The sequence below is a fragment of the Armatimonadota bacterium genome (assembly GCA_036504095.1).
GTDB lineage: Bacteria > Armatimonadota > DTGP01 > JAKQQT01 > JAKQQT01 > DASXUL01.
Genome location: DASXVS010000002.1, coordinates 114,742 through 139,297, shown reverse-complemented (window position 1 = coordinate 139,297; position 24,556 = coordinate 114,742). Strand labels below are relative to the sequence as shown.

The 24,556-nt window shown below is 63.8% G+C and carries 19 protein-coding genes; 5 read left to right on the top strand and 14 right to left on the bottom strand.

The window, feature by feature from the left end; translation table 11 throughout:
- Window positions 1-74 precede the first annotated feature (74 nt).
- Window positions 75-1,388 carry a phenylacetate--CoA ligase gene (locus VGM51_00765; GenBank protein HEY3411565.1) on the top strand — a complete coding sequence of 438 codons (1,314 nt, stop codon included), beginning with the start codon at window positions 75-77 and terminating at the stop codon, window positions 1,386-1,388.
- 93 nt (window positions 1,389-1,481) lie between these two features.
- Window positions 1,482-1,913, top strand: coding sequence for an ACT domain-containing protein (locus VGM51_00760; protein ID HEY3411564.1), 432 nt, complete (start codon window positions 1,482-1,484; stop codon window positions 1,911-1,913).
- 63 nt (window positions 1,914-1,976) lie between these two features.
- Here the strand turns inward: VGM51_00760 and VGM51_00755 are convergent, their stop codons facing one another.
- Together VGM51_00755 and VGM51_00750 are read right to left on the bottom strand one after the other, a co-directional pair.
- Window positions 1,977-2,900, bottom strand: a complete 924-nt coding sequence (locus VGM51_00755; protein HEY3411563.1) for a hypothetical protein — start codon at window positions 2,898-2,900, stop codon at window positions 1,977-1,979.
- A gap of 69 nt (window positions 2,901-2,969) precedes the next feature.
- Entirely contained in the window at window positions 2,970-4,406 is a 1,437-nt protein-coding gene (locus VGM51_00750) for a serine hydrolase domain-containing protein (protein HEY3411562.1), read from the bottom strand.
- 107 nt (window positions 4,407-4,513) lie between these two features.
- Here VGM51_00750 and VGM51_00745 point away from each other — a divergent pair, with 107 nt between their 5' ends.
- On the top strand, window positions 4,514-4,888 hold the full coding sequence (locus VGM51_00745) for a TfoX/Sxy family protein (GenBank protein ID HEY3411561.1): 375 nt from the start codon (window positions 4,514-4,516) through the stop codon (window positions 4,886-4,888).
- Between the two features lie 29 nt (window positions 4,889-4,917).
- Here VGM51_00745 and VGM51_00740 read toward each other — a convergent pair whose 3' ends face one another.
- The 8 genes from VGM51_00740 to VGM51_00705 all read right to left on the bottom strand — a co-directional run bounded on the left by VGM51_00740 (window position 4,918) and on the right by VGM51_00705 (window position 17,899).
- Window positions 4,918-7,869 carry a hypothetical protein gene (locus tag VGM51_00740; protein HEY3411560.1) on the bottom strand — a complete coding sequence of 984 codons (2,952 nt, stop codon included), beginning with the start codon at window positions 7,867-7,869 and terminating at the stop codon, window positions 4,918-4,920.
- A gap of 152 nt (window positions 7,870-8,021) precedes the next feature.
- Entirely contained in the window at window positions 8,022-9,020 is a 999-nt protein-coding gene (locus tag VGM51_00735) for a family 43 glycosylhydrolase (protein ID HEY3411559.1), read from the bottom strand.
- Window positions 9,021-9,053: 33 nt separating this feature from the next.
- Window positions 9,054-10,052: a glycoside hydrolase family 43 protein gene (locus VGM51_00730; protein ID HEY3411558.1), complete on the bottom strand. Its 999-nt coding sequence runs from the start codon at window positions 10,050-10,052 to the stop codon at window positions 9,054-9,056.
- A gap of 103 nt (window positions 10,053-10,155) precedes the next feature.
- Window positions 10,156-11,001, bottom strand: a complete 846-nt coding sequence (locus VGM51_00725; GenBank protein ID HEY3411557.1) for a carbohydrate ABC transporter permease — start codon at window positions 10,999-11,001, stop codon at window positions 10,156-10,158.
- Entirely contained in the window at window positions 10,998-11,906 is a 909-nt protein-coding gene (locus VGM51_00720) for a sugar ABC transporter permease (protein ID HEY3411556.1), read from the bottom strand. The genes VGM51_00725 and VGM51_00720 overlap by 4 nt, the downstream gene beginning before the upstream one ends.
- On the bottom strand, window positions 11,903-13,264 hold the full coding sequence (locus VGM51_00715) for a sugar ABC transporter substrate-binding protein (GenBank protein ID HEY3411555.1): 1,362 nt from the start codon (window positions 13,262-13,264) through the stop codon (window positions 11,903-11,905). The genes VGM51_00720 and VGM51_00715 overlap by 4 nt, the downstream gene beginning before the upstream one ends.
- 106 nt (window positions 13,265-13,370) lie before the next feature.
- On the bottom strand, window positions 13,371-16,634 hold the full coding sequence (locus tag VGM51_00710) for a glycosyl hydrolase (protein ID HEY3411554.1): 3,264 nt from the start codon (window positions 16,632-16,634) through the stop codon (window positions 13,371-13,373).
- Window positions 16,635-16,795: 161 nt separating this feature from the next.
- The gene (locus VGM51_00705) at window positions 16,796-17,899 is read right to left on the bottom strand and encodes a class I SAM-dependent methyltransferase (GenBank protein ID HEY3411553.1); all 1,104 of its coding nucleotides are present in this window, start codon (window positions 17,897-17,899) and stop codon (window positions 16,796-16,798) included.
- Between the two features lie 227 nt (window positions 17,900-18,126).
- Between VGM51_00705 and VGM51_00700 the strand changes: the two genes are divergently transcribed.
- Window positions 18,127-18,774 (top strand): nitroreductase, encoded by a 648-nt coding sequence (locus VGM51_00700; protein HEY3411552.1) that lies wholly within the window; start codon window positions 18,127-18,129, stop codon window positions 18,772-18,774.
- Between the two features lie 62 nt (window positions 18,775-18,836).
- On the opposite strand, the gene VGM51_00695 is transcribed toward VGM51_00700, so the two are convergent.
- The 3 genes from VGM51_00695 to VGM51_00685 all read right to left on the bottom strand — a co-directional run bounded on the left by VGM51_00695 (window position 18,837) and on the right by VGM51_00685 (window position 22,897).
- A complete protein-coding gene (locus tag VGM51_00695) occupies window positions 18,837-19,499 on the bottom strand; it encodes a YkgJ family cysteine cluster protein (protein HEY3411551.1) in 663 nt (220 codons plus the stop codon).
- A gap of 61 nt (window positions 19,500-19,560) precedes the next feature.
- The gene (gene ligD, locus VGM51_00690) at window positions 19,561-22,023 is read right to left on the bottom strand and encodes a DNA ligase D (GenBank protein HEY3411550.1); all 2,463 of its coding nucleotides are present in this window, start codon (window positions 22,021-22,023) and stop codon (window positions 19,561-19,563) included.
- Window positions 22,013-22,897, bottom strand: coding sequence for a Ku protein (locus tag VGM51_00685; protein ID HEY3411549.1), 885 nt, complete (start codon window positions 22,895-22,897; stop codon window positions 22,013-22,015). Before VGM51_00685 ends, ligD begins: the two co-directional genes overlap by 11 nt.
- Window positions 22,898-23,110: 213 nt before the next feature.
- Between VGM51_00685 and VGM51_00680 the strand changes: the two genes are divergently transcribed.
- A complete protein-coding gene (locus tag VGM51_00680) occupies window positions 23,111-23,641 on the top strand; it encodes a hypothetical protein (GenBank protein ID HEY3411548.1) in 531 nt (176 codons plus the stop codon).
- 485 nt (window positions 23,642-24,126) lie between these two features.
- On the opposite strand, the gene VGM51_00675 is transcribed toward VGM51_00680, so the two are convergent.
- On the bottom strand, window positions 24,127-24,483 hold the full coding sequence (locus tag VGM51_00675; protein HEY3411547.1) for a hypothetical protein: 357 nt from the start codon (window positions 24,481-24,483) through the stop codon (window positions 24,127-24,129).
- Between the last annotated feature and the right edge of the window lie 73 nt (window positions 24,484-24,556).

Sequence of the window (24,556 nt, the reverse complement as noted above, 5' to 3'; positions counted from 1 at the left end):
AGAATGGAGAAATGAGACCGGACTCCGGACCCTCAGATCTCAATTCTCAACCCTCAATTCTCTATGAGGGCCAAATGACCAACACCATCATCTGGAACAAACAGATCGAATGCATGGATCGCGATGCCATGCGCGAACTGCAATCACAACGGCTTCGCGATACGGTGCGGCGCTGCTACGACAACGTGCCACACTACCGTAAGGCGATGGACGCGAAGGGCATCTGCCCGGGCGACATCCGTGGAATCGACGACCTCCATGTCCTCCCTTTCACGGTGAAGACCGACCTGCGGGACAACTACCCGTTCGGCCTGTTTGCCTCCCCGATGGGCGACGTGGTCCGGGTTCACGCCTCCTCGGGAACCACCGGTAAGCCGATCGTCGTCGGCTACACGCGCGACGACATCGCGCTCTGGGCGGAATGCATCGCGCGGACGCTTTCGGCCGGCGGTGTCTTTCCGGGCGATATCATCCAGGTGGCTTACGGTTACGGCCTTTTCACCGGCGGTCTGGGCCTTCATTACGGGGCCGAGCGGGTCGGCGCCACGGTCGTTCCCGTTTCGGGCGGCAACACCAAGCGCCAGATCACGCTTCTTCAGGATTTCGGGGCCACCGCTCTCGCGTGCACGCCGTCGTTTGCGGCGTACATGGCGGAGACCATCCGCGACGAAGGCATCCCGCTTGACTCCCTGAAACTGCGCGTGGGGTTCTTCGGGGCGGAGCCGTGGTCCAACGCCATGCAGCGCGATATCGAGGCGAAGCTCGGGATCACTGCGCTGGATATCTACGGCCTGACTGAAGTGATCGGCCCTGGCGTTTCCTATGAGTGTCCGCATCAGTGCGGGCTTCATGTCTGCGAGGACCACTTCATCCCGGAGATCATCGATCCCGAGACGGAGGAGGTCCTGCCGCCGGGCGCAACCGGAGAACTCGTGTTTACGACGATCTCCCGGCAGGCGGCGCCTGCGCTGCGCTACCGTACGCGCGACCTCTCGCGCCTCTACACGGACAAGTGCGCGTGCGGGCGCACGGTGACCCGCATGGAGCGCCTGATGGGCCGCACCGATGACATGCTCATCGTGCGCGGTGTGAACGTCTTCCCGTCGCAGATCGAATCGGCGCTTCTGGAACTGGGCTACCTGGAGCCGCACTACCTGATCGTTGTGGACCGCGCCGCCGGGCATCTGGACCAGATCGAGGTCCGCGTGGAGGTGTCGGACGCGATGTTCAACGACGAAATCCGGGCCATCGAAGACCTTGAGAAACGTATCCACAGCGAGATCACGCACGTGCTTGGAATTTCGGTGAGGGTCCGGCTGGTGGAGCCGCGCACCATCCCGCGGAGCGAGGGCAAGGCGAAGCGGGTGGTGGATCTGCGGGAAGTGTAGTCAGGGATTCGGGGTTTGGAGGCCCTTCAGGGCTTTTGTGGCCGAAGGCCATAATGCCGGGGCATGAATGCCTCGGATGAGGAGGGAGTGAAGATGCGCGTACAGCAACTCTCCGTGTTTCTTGAGAACAAGCCCGGCCGCCTGGCCGCGGTCACAAAGGTGCTTGGCGAGGCGCACATCAACATGCGGGCGCTCTGCCTGGCCGATACGTCCGATTTCGGCGTTTTGCGCCTCATCGTCACCGACCCCGCCGCCGCCGTCTTGGTGCTCAAGGCCGCCGGATTCGTGACGCGACTCACCGATGTCATCGCGGTGGAAGTCCCGGACCGGCCCGGCGGCCTGTCACACATCATGGAAGCCCTCGGCTCGGCAGATGTGAGTGTGGAATACCTCTACGCGTTCACGGAGAAGTTCCGCGACAACGCCCTGGTCATCTTCCGTGTGGAGGACATCGACAAGGCGGTAGACACGCTGGCCGCCAGCGGCGTGCAGGTGGTCCCAAGTGCGGAGGTGTACGCGCTGTAGCGAAGACGATGAACGATGGTCGATGAGCGATGAAAGCCGGATGCGGCAACCAACGCTTCACCCTCACACGATCTGCTCCCAATGGCTGGGTATCGGCATCCGCCGGTAATGGTCATCGAAGACGTAGCTCCACCGCGTCGACTCGCGGGCTTGTGGCGCTTCGCCACCATAGTACAGATGGAGGCCGAGACTTTCGGCTACTTCCTTGAGCACTTCGTGAATCCTCTCCACTGGGACGCCACGCACGTTTAGAATTGCTTCGTAACCTCCCTCGAACCCACAGCAGGAGAAGAACAGGTCGGCGCCGGCGATGAGTTGCCAAATGGGTCGGTGGTCACGGTACATCTGCTGAGTGAGCTCGTCCCGCAGCGCTTTGGATCCGGAGGGCGTCCACTTCGCGATCAACTCCTCCAACGGTGTTCTCACGCCGTCCGATGCGAACAACACGAGCGGGTCCCCTTCGCATTGGCCTTTCAACCAGTGCGTTCGGGCGAGCTGAGTTCCAGTTCCGATAGCGCTCACGTACGGGTAGTCTTTGGGACCGTCGCCGACAGCGACTCGGACATTGAAACCCGCCGCGTCCATCATCTCCAGCCAGTCGTTCGCGACCATATCGAAAGCCAGGTCGTCCTCGCTGTCAACATACAGGTGGGACGTCCTATGCGGGTAGCCGATGAAGACCCTCCGTTCTCCCGCCAGACACGCCGTCACCTTTTCCGGAAACGGAGCCCCCTCGGCGTCACGGCTGTAGAAATCGTGTAGGATCCCGACCGGGTTGATCGTGTCAGTACCACTGCCATCCGTTGCCGGCAGGATAAAGCCCCCACCCAGCACGATGCTGATCCACGGATCCCCAGGTGGAACCGGCAGGCGGACAATATTGCCCTCCCATAGCGACTCTCCACACAGCGGTTCCTTTGTCCCCGTCCAGTAGACGACAGCCTTTTCCCCTTCCATAGGATCCTTCCAGAATGGGTCTCTGTTCATAAATGCTCCCCTTCTCTCCCAGCCGGGTTACTGAACCCCTGAATCCGGGCGTCCATCGCTCATCATTCATCACTCATCATTCATCACTCCCCCCGCCACCCACTCCCTCACCTTGTGGGCCACGCGCTTGGCGGCGGGCGGATCGTAGTTGCTCAGGATGACAGCGGTGAACCCGGTGTCCAGGTGCATGTCCAACTGCGAGTTCACGCCCGCGAACACGCCGCTGTGGCCCGCGATGCGCTTGCCGGCCGACTCTTCCAGAAAGACCCCGTATCCGATCTTCACTGACGGATCGAAGTCCGTTGATGCCTGCGGCGTGAGCATCAGCGCGGTGGTCTCCGGCTTAAGCAGGACGTTGCCCCGGAGCGCCTGGTCGAAACGCAGCATGTCCTCGACCGTTGAGAAACCTCCACCGGCGGGGCTGCCCTTGGCGATGTGTGTGAAGACATTGCTGCGGCGCGGTCCGGATTGGTGGCCACCGTCCGCGCCCGTGCTGGTGTAGCCGACCGCGATGTCCGCCTCGTCCGCATCGAGGTCGTAGGAATCGCTGCGGGTCATGCCGGCCGGCCCGTAGATGCGCTCGCGAATGTACTCGAAGTAGTCACCGCCGGTCACTTTCTCCAGGATCACACCCAGAAGCATCATGCCGGAGTTGCTGTAGCTGAACCGCGCGCCGGGGCGGAACTCGAGAGGCTCGCGCTCATAGAGGGGCGTATAATCGGCGACCTTGCGAAATCGCGCGCGCGATGCGCCCGCGAACTGCTGGTTGAAGAACGAGCCCAGGCCCGAGGTGTGCGTGAGCAGATGGCGGATCGTCACGTTCGCGGCCACGTCTTCGTTGGGGTAGTCGGGCAGAATGCCGCCGATCCGGTCGTCCAGAGCGATCCGTCCGGATTCGATCTGCTGAAGGATCGCGACCGAGGTGAACATCTTGTTGCACGACCCGAGGTTGAACCGGGTTTGCACGGTGTTTGGGACTTTCCACGCGCGGCTGGCGAGGCCGCGTGCCCCGGCCGTGAGCACCTCGCCGTTTCGCGCAAGCAGATAGGCGCCGGAGAAAATGTCGGCATCTGCGAGCTTCGCGGTGTAGGCGTCGAGTCGTTCGGCAATCTCGGGCGGCGACAACGGGCCGCCTTCGCGCAGGTCGTCCGGCGCGGCCGCGGGCGAGAGCGAGAGTGATTTGACGTGGTGCGGCGGATCCGGCTCCACTTCGATGCGAACGTTCCACCAATCCTCCGCCAGGTTCCCGAACAGCAGGGCGTTCAGAGCGTGCGGCTTCGACGCGACGATCCGCCGCGCCGTCAGGCCGCGCGTGTTGGTCCACGTCCGCACGCGTGCCGCCGCCCGCTGCCTGGCGTTGCGAGTCGCCAGCGCAGCGGCGGTATGGCTTTCGCTGATGAAACGACGGATCGTCTCGAAGTCGCCGGAGTTCACGGCGTCCAGCCAGAGGGCGAGCATCTCCCCGGCGGGCGTTTTCGGCAGGATTGAATGATCGGTGACAGCCATTTTGGTTGGTTGCGTCTCCTCGTCAGCGAGTGTATGATATCAGTGTAGCGGCGCGCTGAGCCATGGCGGGTACACCATCATGTGCGTCGCCGCGTGGAGGAAACGCCGTGCCCGTAACACCCGCATATCGCGCGGAAACCCTGAGCGTCCTGAATCTGGTTGCGCACGTGACTGACCGGAGCATGTTCGGCGGCGTGGGCCTTTACCGGGAGGGGCTTTTCTTCGCCGTCATGGCCAACGACCGGTTGTACTTCAAGGTCGACAGCTCCAATCGCGGCGATTTCGAGGCGGAGGGCATGGGGCCGTTCATGCCGTTCGACAACCCGGATCAGGTGATGCAGTATTACGAGGTGCCCGCCTTCGTGCTGGACAACCCGGACGAACTCGCGGTCTGGATGGACAAGGCAGTGCGCGTGGCGGAGCTGAAGAAGGCCAAATCGCCCACGCCCAAGCGCCGCCGTCCGCCGCGCGCCGGGCGGTAGCGCAACTGCCAAGGTCCGGACAGGCGCTTTCAGTGACCGGGGCCGAATTTCTTCGTTGCGCTCGTTACCTTCGGCGGCGCCAGTTCATTGGGAGTGGGCGGGCGGAAGAGGCGAAGCGTGTCGCGGATGGACTCCGGCATCCGCTGGAAGTTCAACACGGTGGTATACGGCGGGGCATACCGCGTCCGATCCGGAGGTTCGTCCGGACCAGATATGTGGAATTCGAAATCGCGCCACTCTCCGCGCCGCAACCCGTCCATCGCCTCGTTGAGCGTTTTGAGCACATCGGGCGCCTGGATTGCCTTTACGAGGAGTTGAGACGCCAACGGGATGCATACTCCGTCCGCGTGCTCGCCGGTCGACAGGATCAGGCCGATCGTGTGGTCGGGGAGCGTTAGCGTCCGGTCAGGCCGGGGCGTTGATGACTCCGGCCCGCCGGCCAACTCAGGGTACTTGCCCGATGCGTCGAACAGGTACGTCTCCCAGTCCGGGCGCAGGTCCTTCGCCGAGCCAAGGAGGGCGGAAATCAGGCGGGCGTCAGGGTGAGGGGCACCCGCGGGCCCGATGGTTCCGGACTCGTCGCCGTTCCACCGATCGGAACCAATCCCCCACGGCTCATTATCCTCACGGCGCGACGACATCGTCCGCGGCATGAATGGCGGGTCCCACCAGAGGGTGAGATCCACCGGATCCATCCCGGTCTCCCGCAGACAGGCAGATCGGTCTGGTGCGGCGAAACCCATGGGAGGTTGCGTGGACGTAGACAAGACCCCGTTCGAGGAGGCCCTATCCTCGAACCGCTCAGGCAGCCAGTCGCTGAAGGCCAGGCCCGTTACCGCCTGCCGCGCCGAAAGCTCTTTGAGCAGCGTTTGCAGCAGGGAAGCCACCGCCGGATCCGAACCGCGGACGTAGTCGCGGTCGATCGCCACGTCCAGGACGCGATCACCGTCTTTAAGGGGATGATCCACCAGCCATTCCGAACGACAGCGCCCCAGAATGTCGCGCTCCAGCCATCCGGGGTGCTTGCGCAGCACTCGGGACGGTTGATCGGGTCCACGCCACGTGAGCGTGTTCAGGTACGGCACGACCTGGATGCCTGACCCGGCCATCGCGGCAAACGCCGCATCCAGCCCGTCCTTGCCGCGCAGCGCCGGATGCAGCGGGAACGCCGCGCTCGGGATCGTTGAGTAACCGTCATAAAGGACCGGGTAGAACAGCGTGTTGAAGCCGTGGCGGCGCATGGTGGCGGCCAGATCGCCAAGTGTGGCCGGCCCCGTAGGGGGCACCATCACCGCCCGCTCTTGCGACGGGATCGCGGCTGGTCCAAACGCGCCCGGATCCGCAGACTGGTCCTCGTCCGTTCCATCTTCGTCCTTCGGTTCCGCCGCCTCTTCCGATATGCCCGGCGAGTTCATCATTTCCGGAGTCACCGGGAAGAGTTTGGCCGCGTCCCTCAGCCCGCTCCGACGGATATCCTCCTGCCCGATGAGCTCGATACTGCCGAACTCCGGGTCGAGCCGCAGGCGTCCGACCGAAGGTTCCTCGACCGAGATGATGATATTGAGGTGGCTGTTGATTGCGGTGGCCCTGACTTCGTCCCGTGAGATGGCCCTTTCGAAAACCGCACCGCTATCGGTCCTCCCGGTCACCGCGCGGGTCCGGGCCTGCGTCTGCACCCATGCCTGCTGGTACGGGGTCATTTGTTCGTAGCCGATCGTCGGGTATCCCGCCGGGATTTCGGGCAGTATAATGTCCCGCTGCTCCCGTGTGAGCGACAGGGAATTGTCTTCGTCGAACATGAGGCTCCGCGCCATCGAGATCCAGGCGCCTGACCGATAAGCCGAGTGCAGTATACCCTCAGTCCGTTTGCTGGTTCCGGCCAACGACTCGATTGTGGACCGCTGCAGGGGCGCGAGGCCGCGGACGTCCCAGGCAAGCACATATTCCGACCCGACTTTGCGCCAGGCCCCCTCCAGCGCCAGGCGAAGGGTGTCCATAACGTCGCCGCTCGGGAGGGTCTTCGAGCCGACGAAGACCTGAATGTCCTTCCACATCGGAATCACGTGGAGCGTCAAACCGGTCGCTCGGGATGCGGCTTCAACGACCTCTTTGACCGTGTGGACGCCTTCCAGTCCGATCGGCTGCCGCAGTGTCCCGCCGGTCAGATCCGAGGGTTTGTAGCGGTTGGCGACCATGGTGATGCAGGGAATCTCAAGGTTGCCATAAAGGCCAATGGTCTTGCCGGCCCGATCCCCTCGCAGCGCGCGTTCATCAGGCGGCGGGACGACAGGGAGGCTGACATATTGGTCTCCACTGGTCCGGAAGTATGCCTCACGGACTTGCAGCCGGGCGAAAACGCGGAGGCTGGAAGCATCCAGCGGGTCATCCACGCGGCGCACGTCGCGCCATACCGGGGTCTCAAAGTCTCCCTCCCCGGCGGCGGGCTTCACCGGCTCCTGCCGTTCCGCGATGATGAGCGGCGGCTGAAGCGCGCGGAGCAGAGCGGCTCGCGGGGCGCCGCGCAAGTCCCGCGCGGGGAGGCCGTCCGCGGAGCCCAGCTGGCCGATTTGTTCCGGCGTCAACGCCGCCAGGAACCACATCAGCGAGGATCGGCGGTCCATATACTCCAGCGGTCGTGCATTCGGGTCGGGCAGCCGGAATTCCTCACGGGTTTCCGGGGCGAGAGCCCACGCCGAGCCGACGGCAAACGGGATGAGGCGGAGGCCCGGGGCGCTGGCGGCGTCACCGATGGCTTGCAGCCGTGGAAGCAGTCCCTCATCGGGTCCGAAGGCGGTAGGAATTTCTGCCGTCGCTATACATGGCAGGGCCACACCGATGACCGGCCGGCCCGCCATCGTTCGCTGAAGGGCGCGGATAAGGGGTGGTTGGACCGGGGCGCCGGGCGGCAAACGGTCGTCCGCCGCGTTCGATGCGGACGCCGCGAATGCCAGACCCACGATGATGGCCAATCTGCAACGCATCGGTCCCGCTCCCGAGCCGGGTGTGCCCTCCACCCAACCCTTTCACAACCGATGCTATCGCGTTGAAATTGTACCAGACAGGGCCGAAAGTACCGATTTTACGAGCGTGGCCGGCGACGAAAGAGGTCAGGAAACTGGTCCGGGCTGCGAGCTCAGAGTCGCGGCGGCACGTTGGTCATCGTCACCGGCTTGAGGGAGCCGTCAGAACCATATTCAAGCTTGTCGATCGCTACCTGCCGGGATCCGCGGTACGGCCCGCGGCCGGATTGGTTCTCCCAGCGGTGATAAACGATGTACCATTCGTCGCGATCCGGGTGCTTGATGATGGAGTGGTGCCCCGGACCCTTGCGCTTGTCGTCGCTGCTCAGAATCTTGCCGCCGGCCTTCCAAGGTCCAACGGGCGTGGTGGACGTGACGTAGTAGACGGAGTATGTGTCGCCCTCCCACCAGCCGTGGCTGTAGGTGAAGTAGTAGACGCCGTTCCGGTAGTGCATGAACGAACCCTCCGTGAAATGCGGAGGCGTGTTCACCTTGATCTCGCGGGCGAAGCTGACCATATCGGGATTCATCTCGAATACGCGGAGGGTCGCCCCGGCGCTGCCGCCGGCATAGAAGTAGAACTTGTGCGTCTTCGGGTCATCGAAAACCATGGCGTCGATCGCTTCAAAGCCGTTGCCCCCGGTGAGTAACGGCTTGCCGGAGTCCACGAACGGGCCCGCGGGCGAATCGCCGACCGCCACCCCGATGCGGGATGGGTAGCCAGGGCTCTGCGGCCCCACGGAGAAGTACATATAGAACTTCCCCCCCTTTTGAACCACGCCCGGCGCCCACGCCTGACAGTCGGTGTATCCGCCGTCGTGGATCCATTTGACGCCGGTCAGTTCCAGCACCGCGTTATGGCGCTCCCACGTCCTCAGATCGGCCGAGGAGAACGCATCAAAGCGGCCGCGGCCGACGGTGGGGTACACCCAAATCGTCGTTCCGACGACGATTGCGTGCGGATCCGCGCCCCGGAAGACCGGATTGCGATCCGCCACGAACGTTGATCCACCGGAAGGCGGTGTGTTCGGCGGAGGTTGAGCGCAGTCTCCTTCCAGAGCCAGAAACACCAGGCCGAGACCGGCCGCGACGATAAGTATGTTGACGATCATAATCCCTCTCCCTCAGTCCTTTCGTCTCCGGCGTCAGCGCTTCGGCAAGGCCCATTCATCCTGCCACTTCAGGCGGAACGAACCGTCCTCCTGTATCGCGAAGGGCAGCCAGATGTAGCGCGAGTCCGCGAGGTCCTCGGGCTTCCAGCGGTCGCCCATATAGATGAACTCGTTTGGCCTGCCGCCCGGGAGCGGGAGAACGAAAGTGCTCTGCGATTGGAACGTGGTGCCGGCGTCCGCGCCGTCACACGGGTTGTCCTTCACCGTCCACGGTCCGAGGACACTATCGGCCCATGCGTACTGCGCCGCGTTGGGCTTCCAGCCCGTGCAGGCGGACGTGATGATGTAATAACGCTTGCCGAACTGGAACGGCGCGGGAGCCTCAGGGGACGCGCCGGCGAAAATGCGCGCCCACGTCCGCCCTTCCACCATCGGTTCTTCCACACCCGTGTACTCCGCGTTCAAACGCACTACGTGCATCGTGGCATTGCCCTCGCCGGAATAAAACACATAGGCGCGGCCGTCCGAGTCCTGCAACAGGTTCATATCGCGGAAAGTGCTTTCTGGGCGCGGGCGAAAGAAGCGTTGAAAGGTGAACGGACCCTCCGGCCGGTCGGCCACGGCGATCCCCGCCGCGGAAACGCTGTAGTTGGCGGCATCCAGGTGCATCCACATGACGTACTTGCGGGTCTTGCGGTTGTAGAGGACCTTGGGCCGCTCGCACACACCGGTGTCCTGAAACTGGGCCGGGAACGCTGCCTTGGGGAGCACGAGGCCGAGGCGTTTCCAGGTGACCAGGTCGCGCGATGAGTAGCCTGAAACGCCGGAACTGTTGAACCATCCGTGCGTTTTGTCCTCGCCGTACCAGTAGTACGTGCCGTTGTGCACGAGGATTCCGCCGCCGTGCGCCTGGATCGCGGCGCCATGGAGGTCCTTCCAGACCACGCCGGGGCGGATAACCGCCGGGCCGGGCGCGGCGGCACAGGTTGCGAGAGGCAGGAGCAGGAGACTTATCGCCAAAAGGGTGTGCATAGCCTCTGATTCTTATCAGGCGCCGGATCGCCGCCGGTTCCCCCGGCCCTCCGCTTTGAAGCTCGGCGTTCATCGTTCATCGTTCAGATTTCATCATTTCCGCCTATTGTTTGATCGCGCCTGCGGTGATGCCTGCGATGAAATGCCGTTGGAAGAACAGGAACGCCAGGACCAGCGGCAGGGTGGTCAGCAAACCTCCCGCCATCAGCATACCGTACGGCGTGCGAATCTCCCCCTGCAAGAGGTAGATAACGACCGGCAGCGTCAGCATGTCGCGGGTGCGCAGCACGATGAAGGCCCACATCAGGTTGTTCCAACTGCCGATGAGCTGCATGATGCCGAGCGCCGCAAGGGCGGGCGTGGCGATCGGCGCGGCGACGCGCCAGTAGATTCCGAACTCGCTGCAGCCGTCGATGCGGGCGGCGGCGACCAGGTCATCCGGGACGTTGGCGGCCATGTACTGCCGCATCCAGAAGATGCCGAAAGCGCCGGCCGTGCCCGGTATGATCATCGCCCAATAGGTGTTGATGAGGTGCAGTTTGACCATCACGAGGAACGACGGGATGAGGGTGACGGCGCCGGGGATCATCATCGTTCCCAACACGAACGCCAGCAGCTTGCCGTTGCCGGGCGCCCGCGGGTATTTAGCGAACGCGAAGCCGGCCAGCGAGCACAGGAACAGCGCGAGCAGCACGTTTCCGCTGGACATGATGACGGAGTTCAGGAACGCGCGGGGAATGTCCGTCTCCCGCCACAGGTCGCCGAAATTCGAGGCTGTGACCGGATTGGGCAGCCACTGCGGCGGCGTGCTGAAGATCTGAGCCTGCGTTTTGAACGCGGACACGACGAGCCAGTAGAAGGGGAAAATGAACAGCGCGGCGAGCAGCGTGAGCGCCAGATAGGTGAGGGCACGGCCCAACCCAGTCCGCGCGGTGTGGGTGGTTCTCATGCGTGGCCCTCATCGAGTCCGCGCCGGTTGGCCTTCGACACAAGCCAGGTCACCAGGAAGACGGCCACGGCCACCGTGTATGCCACGCACGACGCGTATCCGAACCGGAAATCGCCGAACGAGATGTTGAAGAGGTACATCCCGAAGTTGGTCGACGAAGTGCCCGGGCCGCCGCTGGTGAGGACGAAGATCTCGTCGAACATATAGATGGTGCCCAGCAGTGAGAGCAATCCGCAGAACAGAAAGGTGGGCCGCATCATCGGCATGGTGATCGCGCGCATGCGCTGAAGCGCGCCGGCGCCATCCACCATCGCCGCCTCGTAGTACTCGCCTGGGATCCCCTGCAATCCGGCCAGCATGAGGATCATGTTATAGCCGGTCCATCGCCACACGACGAGGATGGCCACCGAAACCTTCGACCACTCCTCGCTGGTGAGCCACGGGACCGCCTTTACCCCCGCAAAGCCCAGCCAGTAGTTCAGGACGCCCCTTTCAGCGCTGAAGATCAGGCTGAACACGATGGCGATGACCACCATCGGGGTCACGCAGGGCAGGAAGAACGCGGCTCGGTAGAACGCCCGCATCTTCAGCCATTGCGTGTTCAGCACCTGGGCGAACAGAAACGCCAGGATCATCATCGGCGGAATATACAGCAGTCCGATGACCAGCGTGTTCCACAGGCTGCGCCAGAGGATTTCGTCGTCCGCCATCGCCACGAAGTTGGACGCGCCGACAAAATGCCACGCCGTGAGGCCGTCCCACTTCATGAAGCTGAGGAACAGCGAGAACAGCAGCGGGTAGAGGCCGAAGACGGCGAAAAGGATGAAAAACGGCGACACGAAGAGGTAGAAGTGCCGGTATCGCTTCACTTCCGCCCACCATTGCGCCCGTGGCGTGTTCGTCATCGCGGAACCCTCCCGGTTTGCGGCGCCAGAGGCACTCCCAGCCTCCGCTGGAGCTTCCGCTCGACGTTCTCGAAGAAGCCTTCGTTGCGCATCCCCGTGGCGGCCCAGTGGCTGAGGTCTTGGTCGAGGTATCCGACGGCCGATGCCCAGTTGGGGGTCATGTTGAGGCGGGAGATGCTGGTGACGTCGGTCACGAAGACCTTGCCGGCGGGCTGGCCGCTGAAGAACGGGTCGGGATCGTCCACGCCCGGGTGGCGGAGCGCGGGGAGGTAGCCCGGGAACAGGCTGAAGTTGCGATACTGGGCCAACTGCCCTTCGCGGGTGCAAAGAGCGTATTCGATGAACGCCCAGGCGGCTTCCTTATTGCGACACTGGGCCGGTATAACGAGCACGGAGCCCCCGAGGTTGGCGACGCGCTTGCCGCCGTGCTCCATGGCGGGCAGGCGGAACACGCCCCAGGTGATATCGCCCTTTGCGTAGTCCCGGGCGGTATCCTTCATCGTTCCGGCCATCCAGACGGCGGCGGGATAGGAGGCGATGGTGTCCGCATTGATGCTGGCGAGGTATTCCTGGCTGAATATCGGAACATCCGAGCAGATCCCGGCGGCGCGCATCCGGCGCATGATGTCCAGTGCCTTGCGCGACTGTGGCGAGTTGATCGCGATGCGCCCCTGAGCGTCAAATATCTGGCCACCCGTCTGCTGGATCAGCATCTGAAACGTCCAGTTCAAGGCATTGGCGCCCAGCGGGAGCATCTTCGTGCGGCCGCCGGACTTGCGCAAGATGGCCTGCCCGGCGCGGATATAGTCGTCCCACGTCTCGATGCGATCGGGATCCACGCCGTATTTCTTGAAGAGGCTTCGCTTGTAGAAGACGGCGCACGGGCCCATGTCCCACGGGATCGCGTAGACCCTCCCGTCCATCATACAGTTGTCCCACAGGTAAGCCGGGAAGCTGGAACGGTACTTCATCGCGACCGGCGTGAGATCCGCGAGTTTGCCGGTGGCGATGTAACGCGGTGCGTCGCTGAGTTCGAATTGGGAGACGTCCGGTGCGCCGACGCCGGAGGCCAGCGACAGCATCAGACGGGTGGTCATCCGCGCGCCTGTCATGTCCACGTTGACGCGAACCCCGGGGTGGCGCTTCTCGAAGGCGGGGACCAACTGCTGAAGGCTCTTAGCCGCGATGTTCCAGCTCCAGACGGTGACGTTGCCTTTACGGGCTGTGGAGCCGGCGGTGACCGCGTTCGACACCGGCGCCACCTGCCCAACCGGACGCAGCAGCCACAACACGGCGGCGGCGCCGAGGCACAGCGCCAGCAGCCATTTCAGAGCGCGGTGAAGAGTGAGGGTTCTCATTTGCTCACGATTGCAGACCAATCGACGCCATGCGTCCCTGCCATCATACTGCATGCTGGAAGGTCGGATAGCAAGCCGGGCGGGCGATTCACCACCCGGCCTTCCTTCACTCAATTACGAACGTTCGGCCCGCCCGGATCGTCACCGGACCAAGCAGGCCCGATGGCAGCAGGGCATCGTCCTTCCTCCACAAGCGCCAACTGGTGAACGTGAGGCGACCGGTCGGGCTGGGTTTACCGTCGATCAGCCATTGCGGCCAGGATTTGAGCGTGCCGTCCCCGTTACGATCGCTGTCTTCGGGCAATTGCTCGTCGCCGACCAACCTGTTCGGCCACAGGTTGGTCACCTTGACCTCCAGGCTGTTCACGCCGGGCTTGAGCGCGGCGGTTACGTCCACGCTGTACGGGGGCTTCCAGAGGATGCCTAGGCCCTTGCCGTTCAGTTTCACCTCGGCGATCACCTGAACGTCGCCGAGTTCCAGCCGCATCGTGCGGCCGTTGCCGAACGCGCCGGCCGGCGCGTGTATTGTCGTGCGCCACACCGCCGTTCCGGAGAAGTACTTCACACCCGGATCGGGATAGTCGGACAGAGAGGCCAACCGTTCCAGCCGAATCCTCTCCGGTGCGCCGTTACCGGGCGGGAATGAGACCGTCCATGGGCCTCCGATGCTCAAAGCAGCTGGAACATCGGGCATGGTCAGAATCTGAGCCCTGCCGCTTGCGCGTACGACCGTGTATCGGCCCGGCTGCCAAACGGTGAGGCGCTCGAGGCTGCCCGAACCGGCCAGCTCGCACTGCGGGGCTGTATCCGGCGTGAATGAATCCAGGTCTATGCGCTCAGGATCGACGCCTCTGGCCGTAGCCCGCTTACCGCCTAACGTGTAATCAACGATGAGCGTCTTGACGATGCCGTATGCGGGATCATCGCCGGCCGCCATTTCCGCGACCTGAAACTCGCGCTCGCCGGAGTCAGCGAGGCGCTGAACCTCTGCCCGGACGTCCCGTGTCCGGGCGGGGTCACCCAGAACGCCGTACGAAGCTCTCTTCACGACGATCGGGAGCGCGGGACCGGACACCAGGGAGAGCACGGTCGTACCGCCGCGTTTGACCGCCATCACCGGGTCGCTCTTCGCGGCGGCGCTCCGGAAGACGACGAAGACGGACTCGCTGGGCCCAAGCGGCAGCAGGACGGTCGTAGCGCCCTTGTCCAGGCGGTATATCGGAGCGCGCTCGATGCGACCAGCTTCCGGCCACCACAACTCGGGCGTCTTGCCGCTTACGCGGAACGTGCACGCTGCCGCCACGCGCTTCGCCTGGGGGTTGGCCAGGAAGTAGATCTCCGTGGTTCCGACAGTGCGGTGGATCCAGTTCAGGCGCTGCCCGCCGGTGAAATCCGGTCCCGTTCCCGAGCCAGAGAGAATCTTCTCCGGCGCGACGCCCCATATCACGCGCCCGAGGCCATACCGGTGCTCCTTCACGCCTTTGCCGTCGCAATCGCCCCATATTTCGTCGGCCAGTCGCTTCACTTCGTCATCGCACTGCGGATAGCCGCTCAGGCTCGGCGACTTCAGCGGACGCGGGCCGATAACGGTTGCGCCGGCCTTCACGAGGTCGCCGAGCTTCCGCAGCAGGGCGGGCGTCATGTTTCGCGACTCGGACAGCACCAGAACCCGATAGCTCATCCCGTCAGGCAGCACGATGCGCCCGTTCTTCACCGTCATGCGTGTGAGCACGGCTTCGGCGGGGCACTCGTCCCAGGCGTAACCGGCCGGCCTGTGTCCGTTGAACGCCTGCGGTGGCGCCTCTGCCTGGAGGTAGCAGATATCGGCCGCGTATCTTCCCTGCCGCAGCAGTTGCTGGCAGCGCGCGAGGTAGGTGTGCCACGCGGCAGACTGGTTCCACCACGTTTGTGTGCGCTCGTAGTGAAGCCCCCACGGGCCCATCGTCATACCGGGACGCCGGTTATCCACCCACGGCTGCATCGCGTAACGGTGGAAGACGAAGCGGTTGATTCCCTCGCAGAAGGCGCGGTCTCCGAGAGATTTGATTGAAGCGGGGTGTTGGAGCCACCGCTCGTCACTGCCGGCGGTGAACGACTCCGCCCCGACGATGGGCTTGCCGTAGACGTGCGCGGCCGAGGCCATGCCCCGGCACGTCTCGATGGAGCCTCCGCCCATCCAGAACTCGCCCATCGGTTCGTCCGCCTGCCCTCCGTAGGGGAGGTCGTCGCACGGGCCGCCGTACGCCTCGGTGGTGAATCTCAGGCCGTTCGCGTGGGCGAGGCCCCGGATGCGTCCGGCGTAGTTCTGAACGACGAGTTCGGAAATGGTACGGCGAAGATCCCATAGGAATCGTTCCGATACCTCCGCGCTCCCGACCACGCGGCCGGTCATCACGGGCAGAAACGGCAGCGGGTCGTAACCGCGCCGGTGCCGGAACTCGTCGCGCATGCGGGCGGTCCAGTTCTGCGACCCGTTCTCCCAGCTATCCACGTGCGTGGCAACCAGCGCCTTGCCGGGAGCGGAGCCGGTGTCCGCGACGAGTTTGGCCATCATTCCGCCGAAATTCGCCTCGGCGCCTTCCACGCTCAACTTGTCGCATTCAAGCCCACGGCCGGTTTCCGGGGCGGGCGCATTGACGGCGCCGGTGCTCGTATGCCCGAAGCGCATGACGGTCCAATTTCCCGCAGGAACGTCCCAATTGACTCGCCCGGTCGCATCCATCCGGGAGGTGATGTCGGTGACCTGCTTCGTGTCGATGACCATCTCCGGTGCCAGGTCAGCTGCCTCCGCCGCGCCAACCGCGCCCACCTGATACGCAGCCTTCACCTGGATATCCGGTATCCGGTACGGCCCGGGTGTCGGGAATGCGAGCACCTCGATGTCGCGGTAGAAGCCGGCAACGGTCTGGGGTTGGGGAAGCGTCCCTTCGAAGCGCTGCGGACCTGCGAGAGAGGTTTCACTCCAGACCACCTTCTGCATGGATTGTTCTGGCTTGATCCACGGGCCGCCGCTGCCGTTCCAGCCCGCGTCGTTGTTCATGTTGATTTCGAGGCCGAGGCGTTTCGCCTCAGATGCGGCGTGGGCGAACAATGCCCTCCATTGGGCGCCCATGAAATCGACCGGGCCTCTGGGGGCGCCCTGGTCCACTTCCATGATCAGCACGCCACCGATGCCGACGCGCTCCATCGCCTCCAGGTCGGCCGTGATGCCTTCCCGGGTGATGTTACCGTTCAGCCAGAACCAGTAGACCCACGGCCGGGCGGATGGAGGGGGCGAGTGAAAGCCCGTTTCGAGGGCACCTGCTAACGCCGAACTGGAGAGGGACAATACCGCGGCAAACCAGAGCAGACAGCGCATACCGGTCTTCATGGAGATACACCTCATCGCGTTGATGATGCATTGTGTACTGAACCGCCATCAAGGCCGCAAATCCCGCCGGGATCCGCACGGGCACGCGAGGCAATCCTGCGCCTTACCGCGCTCATCTGAAGGCGGTAAGGCGCAGGACAAGGCCACGTATTACTTACGATTCAGCTTTCCTTGTAGCCGACAACGGCCGATTCAGGCGAGGGCGGCAACGGGATCACTTCGCACCTTGGGAATCCAGCATCGGCGTACATGCCCGTCAACTGTCCGGCGGTGTATGCGTCGCCGGCCGGGGTGGAAGCCAGCATCATCATGCTGAAGGTCGCCGGCATGGGGGGAGAGACGCGATCTTCATTGGGCACGAATTCCAGCGCGACCACCCGGCCGGCCGGCGCCAATGCGGCATGGACTTTGCGCAGGAGAGCATCGTTGGCGGGAACGTCGAAGTGGTGTATGAAGTTGGTCAACAGGACCACGTCATAGCCGGTTCCGAAATCGACGTCGAAGGCGCTGCCGGAGATGGTTTCGTAGCGGTCGCTGACTCCCGCGTCTCGCGCATTCCCCTTGGCAATCTCCAGCACGTTTGGCCAGTCCAGGGCGACGATTTGGGCCGCGGGGTTTCGCTGCGCGATGGTGATTCCGAACATCCCGTGGCCGGCGGCGATGTCCAGGATTTTGAGGGAGCGCGGCGCCTCGCCGTTGACGATGCCCGCGATCGCCTGCGCCGGCATCATCATCATGGGGACCATCGATTGCGCGAACTGCACCCACATCGGGTGGTCTGGCGCCAGGGCTCCCTCGTGCGGCATTGTCGTGCCACCGTTGCGCACCGCGGCGGTGAGGTCCTGGAACCCGCCGACGATGGCCGGCGACAGCAGGAAGTCCAGAGCGCCTCCCATATACGCACGGGACTGGCGCGCGAGAAACACGGCGGAATCCTCCGTGAGGGCATACGTTGCGCCCGCCTTGGTGAGAAAGCCGATGACGACGAGGAAATCGCAAAGTATGCGAATTCCGCGCTCGGAGGCGCCGCACTTCGCTCCGATTTCGGCCGGCGTGGCGGCTCCATCGGCGATTGCCGTGAAAACGCCCAGTTCGACGGCCGACTTCAGCACAGCCGTCTGCTGGAAGGCATTCACGGCCGCAAAGAGATGAGCGGGCGATGGGCCCGATCCCGCGGAACCGGCGCCGGTCGCGGGGGGAAGAGTATATGTGTGCGGCGCGACAACCTCTGTCGCGGCCGTATGTATCGAATCCTGATAGGCCATCCTGGTCTCCAGTCCGGGAGTCATGCGCGCCGGTTGCTCCACAAGGGAGTTCCGGCAGCGATGGACATGAACCCGCGCCGGAGGCGAAGTGTTCCGTGGAAGGCAATCTCAGCGAATCCTGAATTGCGTTCGCCATAGCCGCCGTGGACCCTCGGCAGTGAGGCGGCTATCATACGGCTGTGCCGTTTGAAGACGGAGTACCGTCGTGGTCGGCGGGGGAATGGGTAATGCCTGAGGAGCTTCCGGAAAACCTGACCAGCCTTCTGCGAGCCATTGAGAATCGCCGCAGCTTTCCGCTCGTTCGTCTCCAGGCGGACAGGCCCGTGGACCGTCCTCTGATTGAGAAATTGCTCGAAGCCGCCAACTGGGCGCCCAGCCACGGCGGCACCGAGCCGTGGCGGTTCACCGTCTACACTGGGGAATCGCGTCGCGCCCTGGGGCAGGCTTTCTCGGAAGCCTACCGAATGGCAACCCCGGACGGGGAATTCAAACAAGCGAAATTCGACGACTTCCGCGACCGGGTCTGGAGCGCTCCGGTGTGGATCGCCGTGGCGATGTCGCCCGCGTTGCGGCCCGATGGGACGCCGGTAAGGCCGGAGGTCGAGGAGATCATCGCCGTCGGAAGCGCCATCCAGAACCTCCACCTCGCGGCCTCGGCCGCCGGTCTCGGCGGCAAGTGGACCACCGGATCGACGCTCATCGACCCGTACGTAGCCGGTTTCGTCGGCCTCAAGCCGCCGGCGCGCCTCCTCGGATTCTTCTACCTGGGGTGGCCCAAAGGCGAATGGCCGCAGGGCACTCGGGGCCCGGTGGCAGACAAGGTCCGATGGGTGGAGGAAGTCGATCCGGGAAGCATCAAGTCATTGGGTGAATGAGTCAACGCGTCCGCGGACGCGTTGCTCACGTTGACTCATTTACTCATCCACTGGATTTCGCTCTACCCCGTTTTCCACCGCAGCGCCTTTTTGAGTTCGCCCGGTTTCACCTCGGGCGCGGCGTCCGCGAGGGCGGCGGCGCGCTCGTACTCCCAAATCGGCAGCATACGGAGGCGTGGTTCCACGGAGCGCTGGGTCAGGTACGAAGTGACCTCCGAAAATCTCGGCTTATCCAGCCCCAGGAACGGCTCGTCGCGCTCGCATTTCCGCACGTCGTCAAAGGAGATGTGCTCGCGGCACATCAGAGGGCGCGCCGGGTAGATGGAGCAGAGACCGTCCGGGTTGAGGAAGATGCACTTCGGGCCGTAGACGGCGTGGCGCTGGCGGTCGGTCGGCGGCGGCCCCACCCCCAGCACGCTCTTGTGCAGCGCCGCGAGGCCGGACGGCCCTTGCCGTTTCGCGCCGACCTCCGCCAGGTAGCGCTCTGTTTCCCGCAGGACGCGCTTCTCCATCCGGTTCCGGGTCACGAAATCGCGAATCGCAACTCCCTCAAGGGGTGTGATGTAGACCGGCTGGCGGCAGCACCAATCGCAGCCCGCTCGGCAAGAGACCGGTGGGATGTGGTCGCGGGTAATGATGCGGATGAGGTCGTCGCACGACTCCTGCACGCGGCGAATCGCCTCGTCGTGCTTCAGCCTGCCCGCCTTACCGGTCTCCGTACCCATAGTTTCATTGTATGCCAGGGGGCAGCGCTATTGAGGAGGCACATACGGGCTTCTACAGGCGTCAGCGAAGGCCCACGGCGTTTCTCATCTTTCCGGTGATGCTCTGGCGGGTGGAGGCGTAATCCGCCCAGGGGTCTCCGCTCGACAGGCGGGTTTGGACGGTGCGGACTGTGAACGGTTCGACGAGCAGGCTCGCGTCCAGTTCTTCCCAACCGATCGGCACGGAGACCGGTGCACCGGCGCGTGCCCTCGTGGAGTAGGCGGCGACCGCTGTGGCCCCCTCGGCGTTCCTCAGATAATCGATAAAGACGCGGCCGGTACGTTCCGCCTTGCGGAGGTTGGAGGTATATCGGTCGGGGGCTTCCCGGACCATGCTCTCCGCAATGGCTTTGCTGAAGGATTTCGCATCTTCCCAGGTGTGCCGGCGTGAGAACGGGACCACCACGTGGAGCCCCTTGCCCCCCGTGGTCTTGACGAAGCTCAGCAACCCGATATTCGAAAGGCGGTCGCGGACTGCCCTGGCGGCCTCCACGACCTTCTGGGGGTCGAGGCCCTCATCCGGATCCAGGTCGAAGACGATTCGGTCCGGCCGGTCCAGACGCGGCATCGTCGCACCCCACGTGTGGAATTCCAGCACGCCCAACTGGACGAGTTGGAGCAGGCCCTCGATCCGCGAGATCGCCGTATACTGGGCCGGCCCGTCGTCCGTGGTCACCGACACCAGATCTACGTGCTCGGGAGGGTTGGCGCCGGCATTCTTCTGGTAGAAGCACTTACCCGATGCGCCTTCCGGGCAGCGGACGAGGGTGAGCGGCCGCCCGGCAAGATGGGGAAGGATCCAGGGCGCCGCAGCCTCGAAATAGGCCGCCAGTTCCGCTTTCGTCAACTGGATGTCCGGATAGACAATGCGGTCCGGGTGCGTGAGCTCAATACCGGCATACAAGGGTGTCGCGGCCTTCTTATTCACCTTCGGCCCGCCTTTCACTCCCGGAACGGCCAAAGGCGCCTCGCGAACGACCTCCCTGGCAGGCTTGTCTTCGCGGACGCCCTGGAACGACGCCTGACGCACGAGACCATCGCCCGTCCAGTTGGCGAACTCCGCCTCCACGACCATCTGCGGCTTCACCCACCGCGCGCCTCTTTGGACGGAGCGCGGGATCGCCGCACAGAACGGCGATTCGCCGGCCTCCAGTTTTCCGAGGCGCGAGGCGACGTCAGCGAGCGTGCGCTCATCGAAACCGGTGCCTACCTTCCCGGCGTAGACCAGGCAGCCGTCGCCGCCATACGTCCCGACGAGCAGCGCGCCAAAATGGCTTCGGCTCCCCTCGGGCTCCGTGTAGCCACCAACGACAAACTCCTGAACGAGGCGGCATTTCACCTTCAGCCAGTCAAGGCCACGGCCGGGATGGTAAGCGCTGTCGGCCCGCTTGGACACGATGCCCTCCAGACCGTGGCGGCACGCCAGGGAATGGAATTCCGCGCCGTCACCCCGAACGTGTTCGCTGTACCGCAGAATATCGCTGCCAGCCGTTTCCAGCAGGCCCTTCAGCGCCGCCTTGCGGTCCAGCAGAGGCCGGGGAGCCAGGTCTTCGCCATCTTGCCGCAACAAATCAAAAGCATAGTAAGTCATATCGCCAACTTGGCCGGTCTTCAGCGCGTTCTGGAGCGCCTGGAAGCTGCTGACGCCATGCTCATCCAGCACCACGATTTCGCCGTCCAGCCACGCGGAACCCACAGGCAGTTTCGCCAGCGCTTTCGCCACGGTCGGGAAGCGGGTGGTCCAATCGTTGCCGTTCCGAGTCAGAATCTTCACGCTGCCATCCCGGACGATACCCAGGGCGCGGTAACCGTCGTACTTGATCTCGTGCAGCCAGACGTCTCCTTCTGGGGCCCGTTCCGAGAGGGTCGCAAGCTCCGGCTTGAAAGTGCGAGGCTCCGCTTTCCCGTCGGCGGGAGGCTTACCCGCCGCGATCTCGTCTATCGACCGGCCAGAGTCAACGCTCACTGTCCCCTCTTTGAGCGCTTTGTCAGCGTGGCCCGGGTCCGCGAACTCGTCCTTCTCCTTGATGAGCAGCCAGTTGTCTTTATCGCCGGAACGCTTGCCCATCCGCACCAGCACCCAGGCGCCTTTGAGTCGGGCGCCGTGAAGGATGAATTTCAAGTCTCCCTTGCTGTAGCCCTCCTCGGGGTCGCCGATGGGGGACCACGATCCGCGATCCCAGAGCATCACCGTCCCGCCCCCGTATTCGCCCTCGGGGATGGTGCCTTCGAAAGAACCGTATGAAACGGGGTGATCCTCCACGTGCACGGCGAGGCGGCGGTCCTTCGGGTCGTAGCTGGGCCCTTTCGGAACGGCCCAACTCTTCAACACTCCGTCCATCTCCAGCCTGAAATCGTAATGCAGGCGCGAGGCATCGTGCTTCTGGACGACGAACGATAGGTCCCCGGGAGCCGCTGCCACCTCACCGACCGGCTCCGGGGTCTTGCTGAAATCCCGCTTCCGTTTGTACTGTTCAAGAGCCACGCGGCCTGGAACCCTTCGGGGCGGACTTCGCCTTGGCCTTCGGCCCGGCCTTGCGGGCGGGCTTTCCCTTCTCGCGAGCCGCTTCGAGACTCTTCATCAGGAGAGGCATCAGGTCGATTACCTTGCCGCGTTTTCCGGGGGCCGTGTTGTCGGGCTCTCCCTTGGTCCGGAGGGCCTGTCCGTCGGCGATCCTGGCCTGGATCAGCGCCATGACATCCCCGCGATAGTCGTCCTTGTATCTCTCCGGCCGAAACGGCTCGGACATGCCCTCCACAAGTCGTTCCGCCATTTCGATTTCTTTAGGGGATATGCCTAACTCCTTCGGCGTCTTGTTCGGCGCGCCGATACCTGCCGGGTCGCGTACCTCGTCCGCAAACCGCATCGTGGTGAGCTGAAGCAGAGGGCCTTCAGGCGTCACCGCGCACAGCCTCTGCTTCGTTCGGATGACCACCTTGCCGATCGCCATCTTTCCGCTGCGCTCCAGCGTTTCGCGAAGGAGCACGTAGCCTTTGTCGCCGAGCTTGCCGGATGGACCGAGGTAATATGGCTTCTCGAAGTAGATCGGGTCCACCTCGGCGGCGTCCACAAAGTCCACGATCTCGACCTTGGAGGCAGCCTCGGGGTTCGCCTCTTTGAGGTCCGCTTCGGTCAACACCACGCGTTTGCCGGGCTCGTACTCGTAGCCCTTCACGATGTCTTCCCACGCGACCTCCGCGCCGGTGTTTTCGTTCACCCGCTTGTACCGCACCGGCGAGTTGTCCCGCCGATCCAGCAGAGTGAAGGCGAGCTCCTCCTTCTTCTCCGCGGAGTAGAGGGCGACTGGGATGTTGACGAGACCGAAACTGATGCTTCCCTTCCATATCGGACGCGGCATGTGCAACCTCCTCACCCGCGCTCTTCCGCACGGGGTCTGTTTCATCCCTACCCCGACAGGGGGTGTTACAACGTGGGTTTCGGGCTAACACCCTCGATGGCCGATGGGCTGAGGAAGCCCCGGGATTTGGCGTATGGCGGGTGCGCCGACGTTTTCGCAACCTCAACCCGCGGGTAGAGAAACGGTAACAACCCTACTGAAAGGAGGTTGCTTATGAAATCGGCGATGAGGGCCCTGGCCCTCGGATGCGTTGCCTGGGCGGCACTGGGAGCAGCGGCGCGCGCCGAAACGGTGACGGTGCCTAAGGGTACACAGGTCGTCCTGGTCTTCGACCAGGCGTTGGACTCGCGGCACGTGAAGGAGGGCGCAGCGGTGCGCCTGCACGTGCGCGATGTGGTGAATTCAAACGGAGTGTCCGTATTGAACGCGGGCACGCCGGTGACGGGCCTGGTGACGAAGGTCGTCGGGCGGAAGCATTACGGGGTTAACGCGAAACTGTACCTGGGGCTGAATCCCGTGACGACTACATTCGGACAGCCGCTGACGCTGGAAGCAGCCAGCCAGGGCAAGGTCCTTGGCGGAAAGAAGAGTGGAGAGGCGGCGGGGGCTACCGTAGGCGGCGCCATGGTGGCCGGCCCGATCGGCCTCGTGGGCGGATATTTCGTCCATGGGAAATCCGTGAAGATCAAACCGGGCGACACGCTCATCGCGAGCACATCCGTGGATACGGATCTGACGCGGTAACCGGCAACTGAAGAGGCCGGCCCCCGTGGGCCGGCCTCTGTCGCGTCCGAGCCGGCCGACCTCGTGCAAGACACGCGAGGACCCTGCCGTTTGGCCGAAATCTCAGCCAGATAGCGCTCGGATTCCCGCAGGACGCGCTTCTCCATCCGGTTAGCGACGCTGAATCAGCGGATGGCCGCTTCGTCCAGGGAGGTGATGTAGACCGGCTGATCGTTACATCGAATAGATCCGGCTCGGCAAAAAACGGGAGGGGGATAATTCCGCGTCACGGCCTCAATCAACTCGTCGCCTGCGGACTGAACCTTCGCGATGACTCTCGCGTGCGACGGACGGGGCAAGGTCGCGCTCAATCGATATCTCCGATGACGTTCCGAGTCTTCCGTTCCATCACTCCAAAAATCGTTGTGCGACTTTCGTAGTAATAACCGCAACCTGAAAGCTACCTTTCCAGAAATACGGTGCTTTGCGCGGCGTCCGCCGAGCCATTATCCGGCGTTCCGCGCTCGTGGCCGATTGCGCAGCGCCTGCGCCGACGCAGCCAGCAAGTGCAGCACCCCCACCAGTGCGAACACAAGCATGAAGGGGAAGTGCCTGTGGTTCACAACCCACTCAACGCCGTCGAAAGCGAGCGTTCCCGCGACCATCATGGCGCCCCCGATGCCTTCCCACTTGAGCGCGATCAGGGTCCCGGCCAGTGCGATCCCCAGGGCGGCGAAATCCAACTGAACGGGCAGGGGCTGCGTGAACGGGTTGGGCGCGCCCTCGCCGACCGCGATGACCGCGACCATTGCGGTCAGCCCCAATCCCAGGGCTGACGCCACATATCTCAAAGCCTTTTCCATCCGTCTGCTCCTTTCAAAGCAATGTAATGCCATTATCGCAGGCCGAGGGGAAACGGGCGTGGTCCCAAAGTAC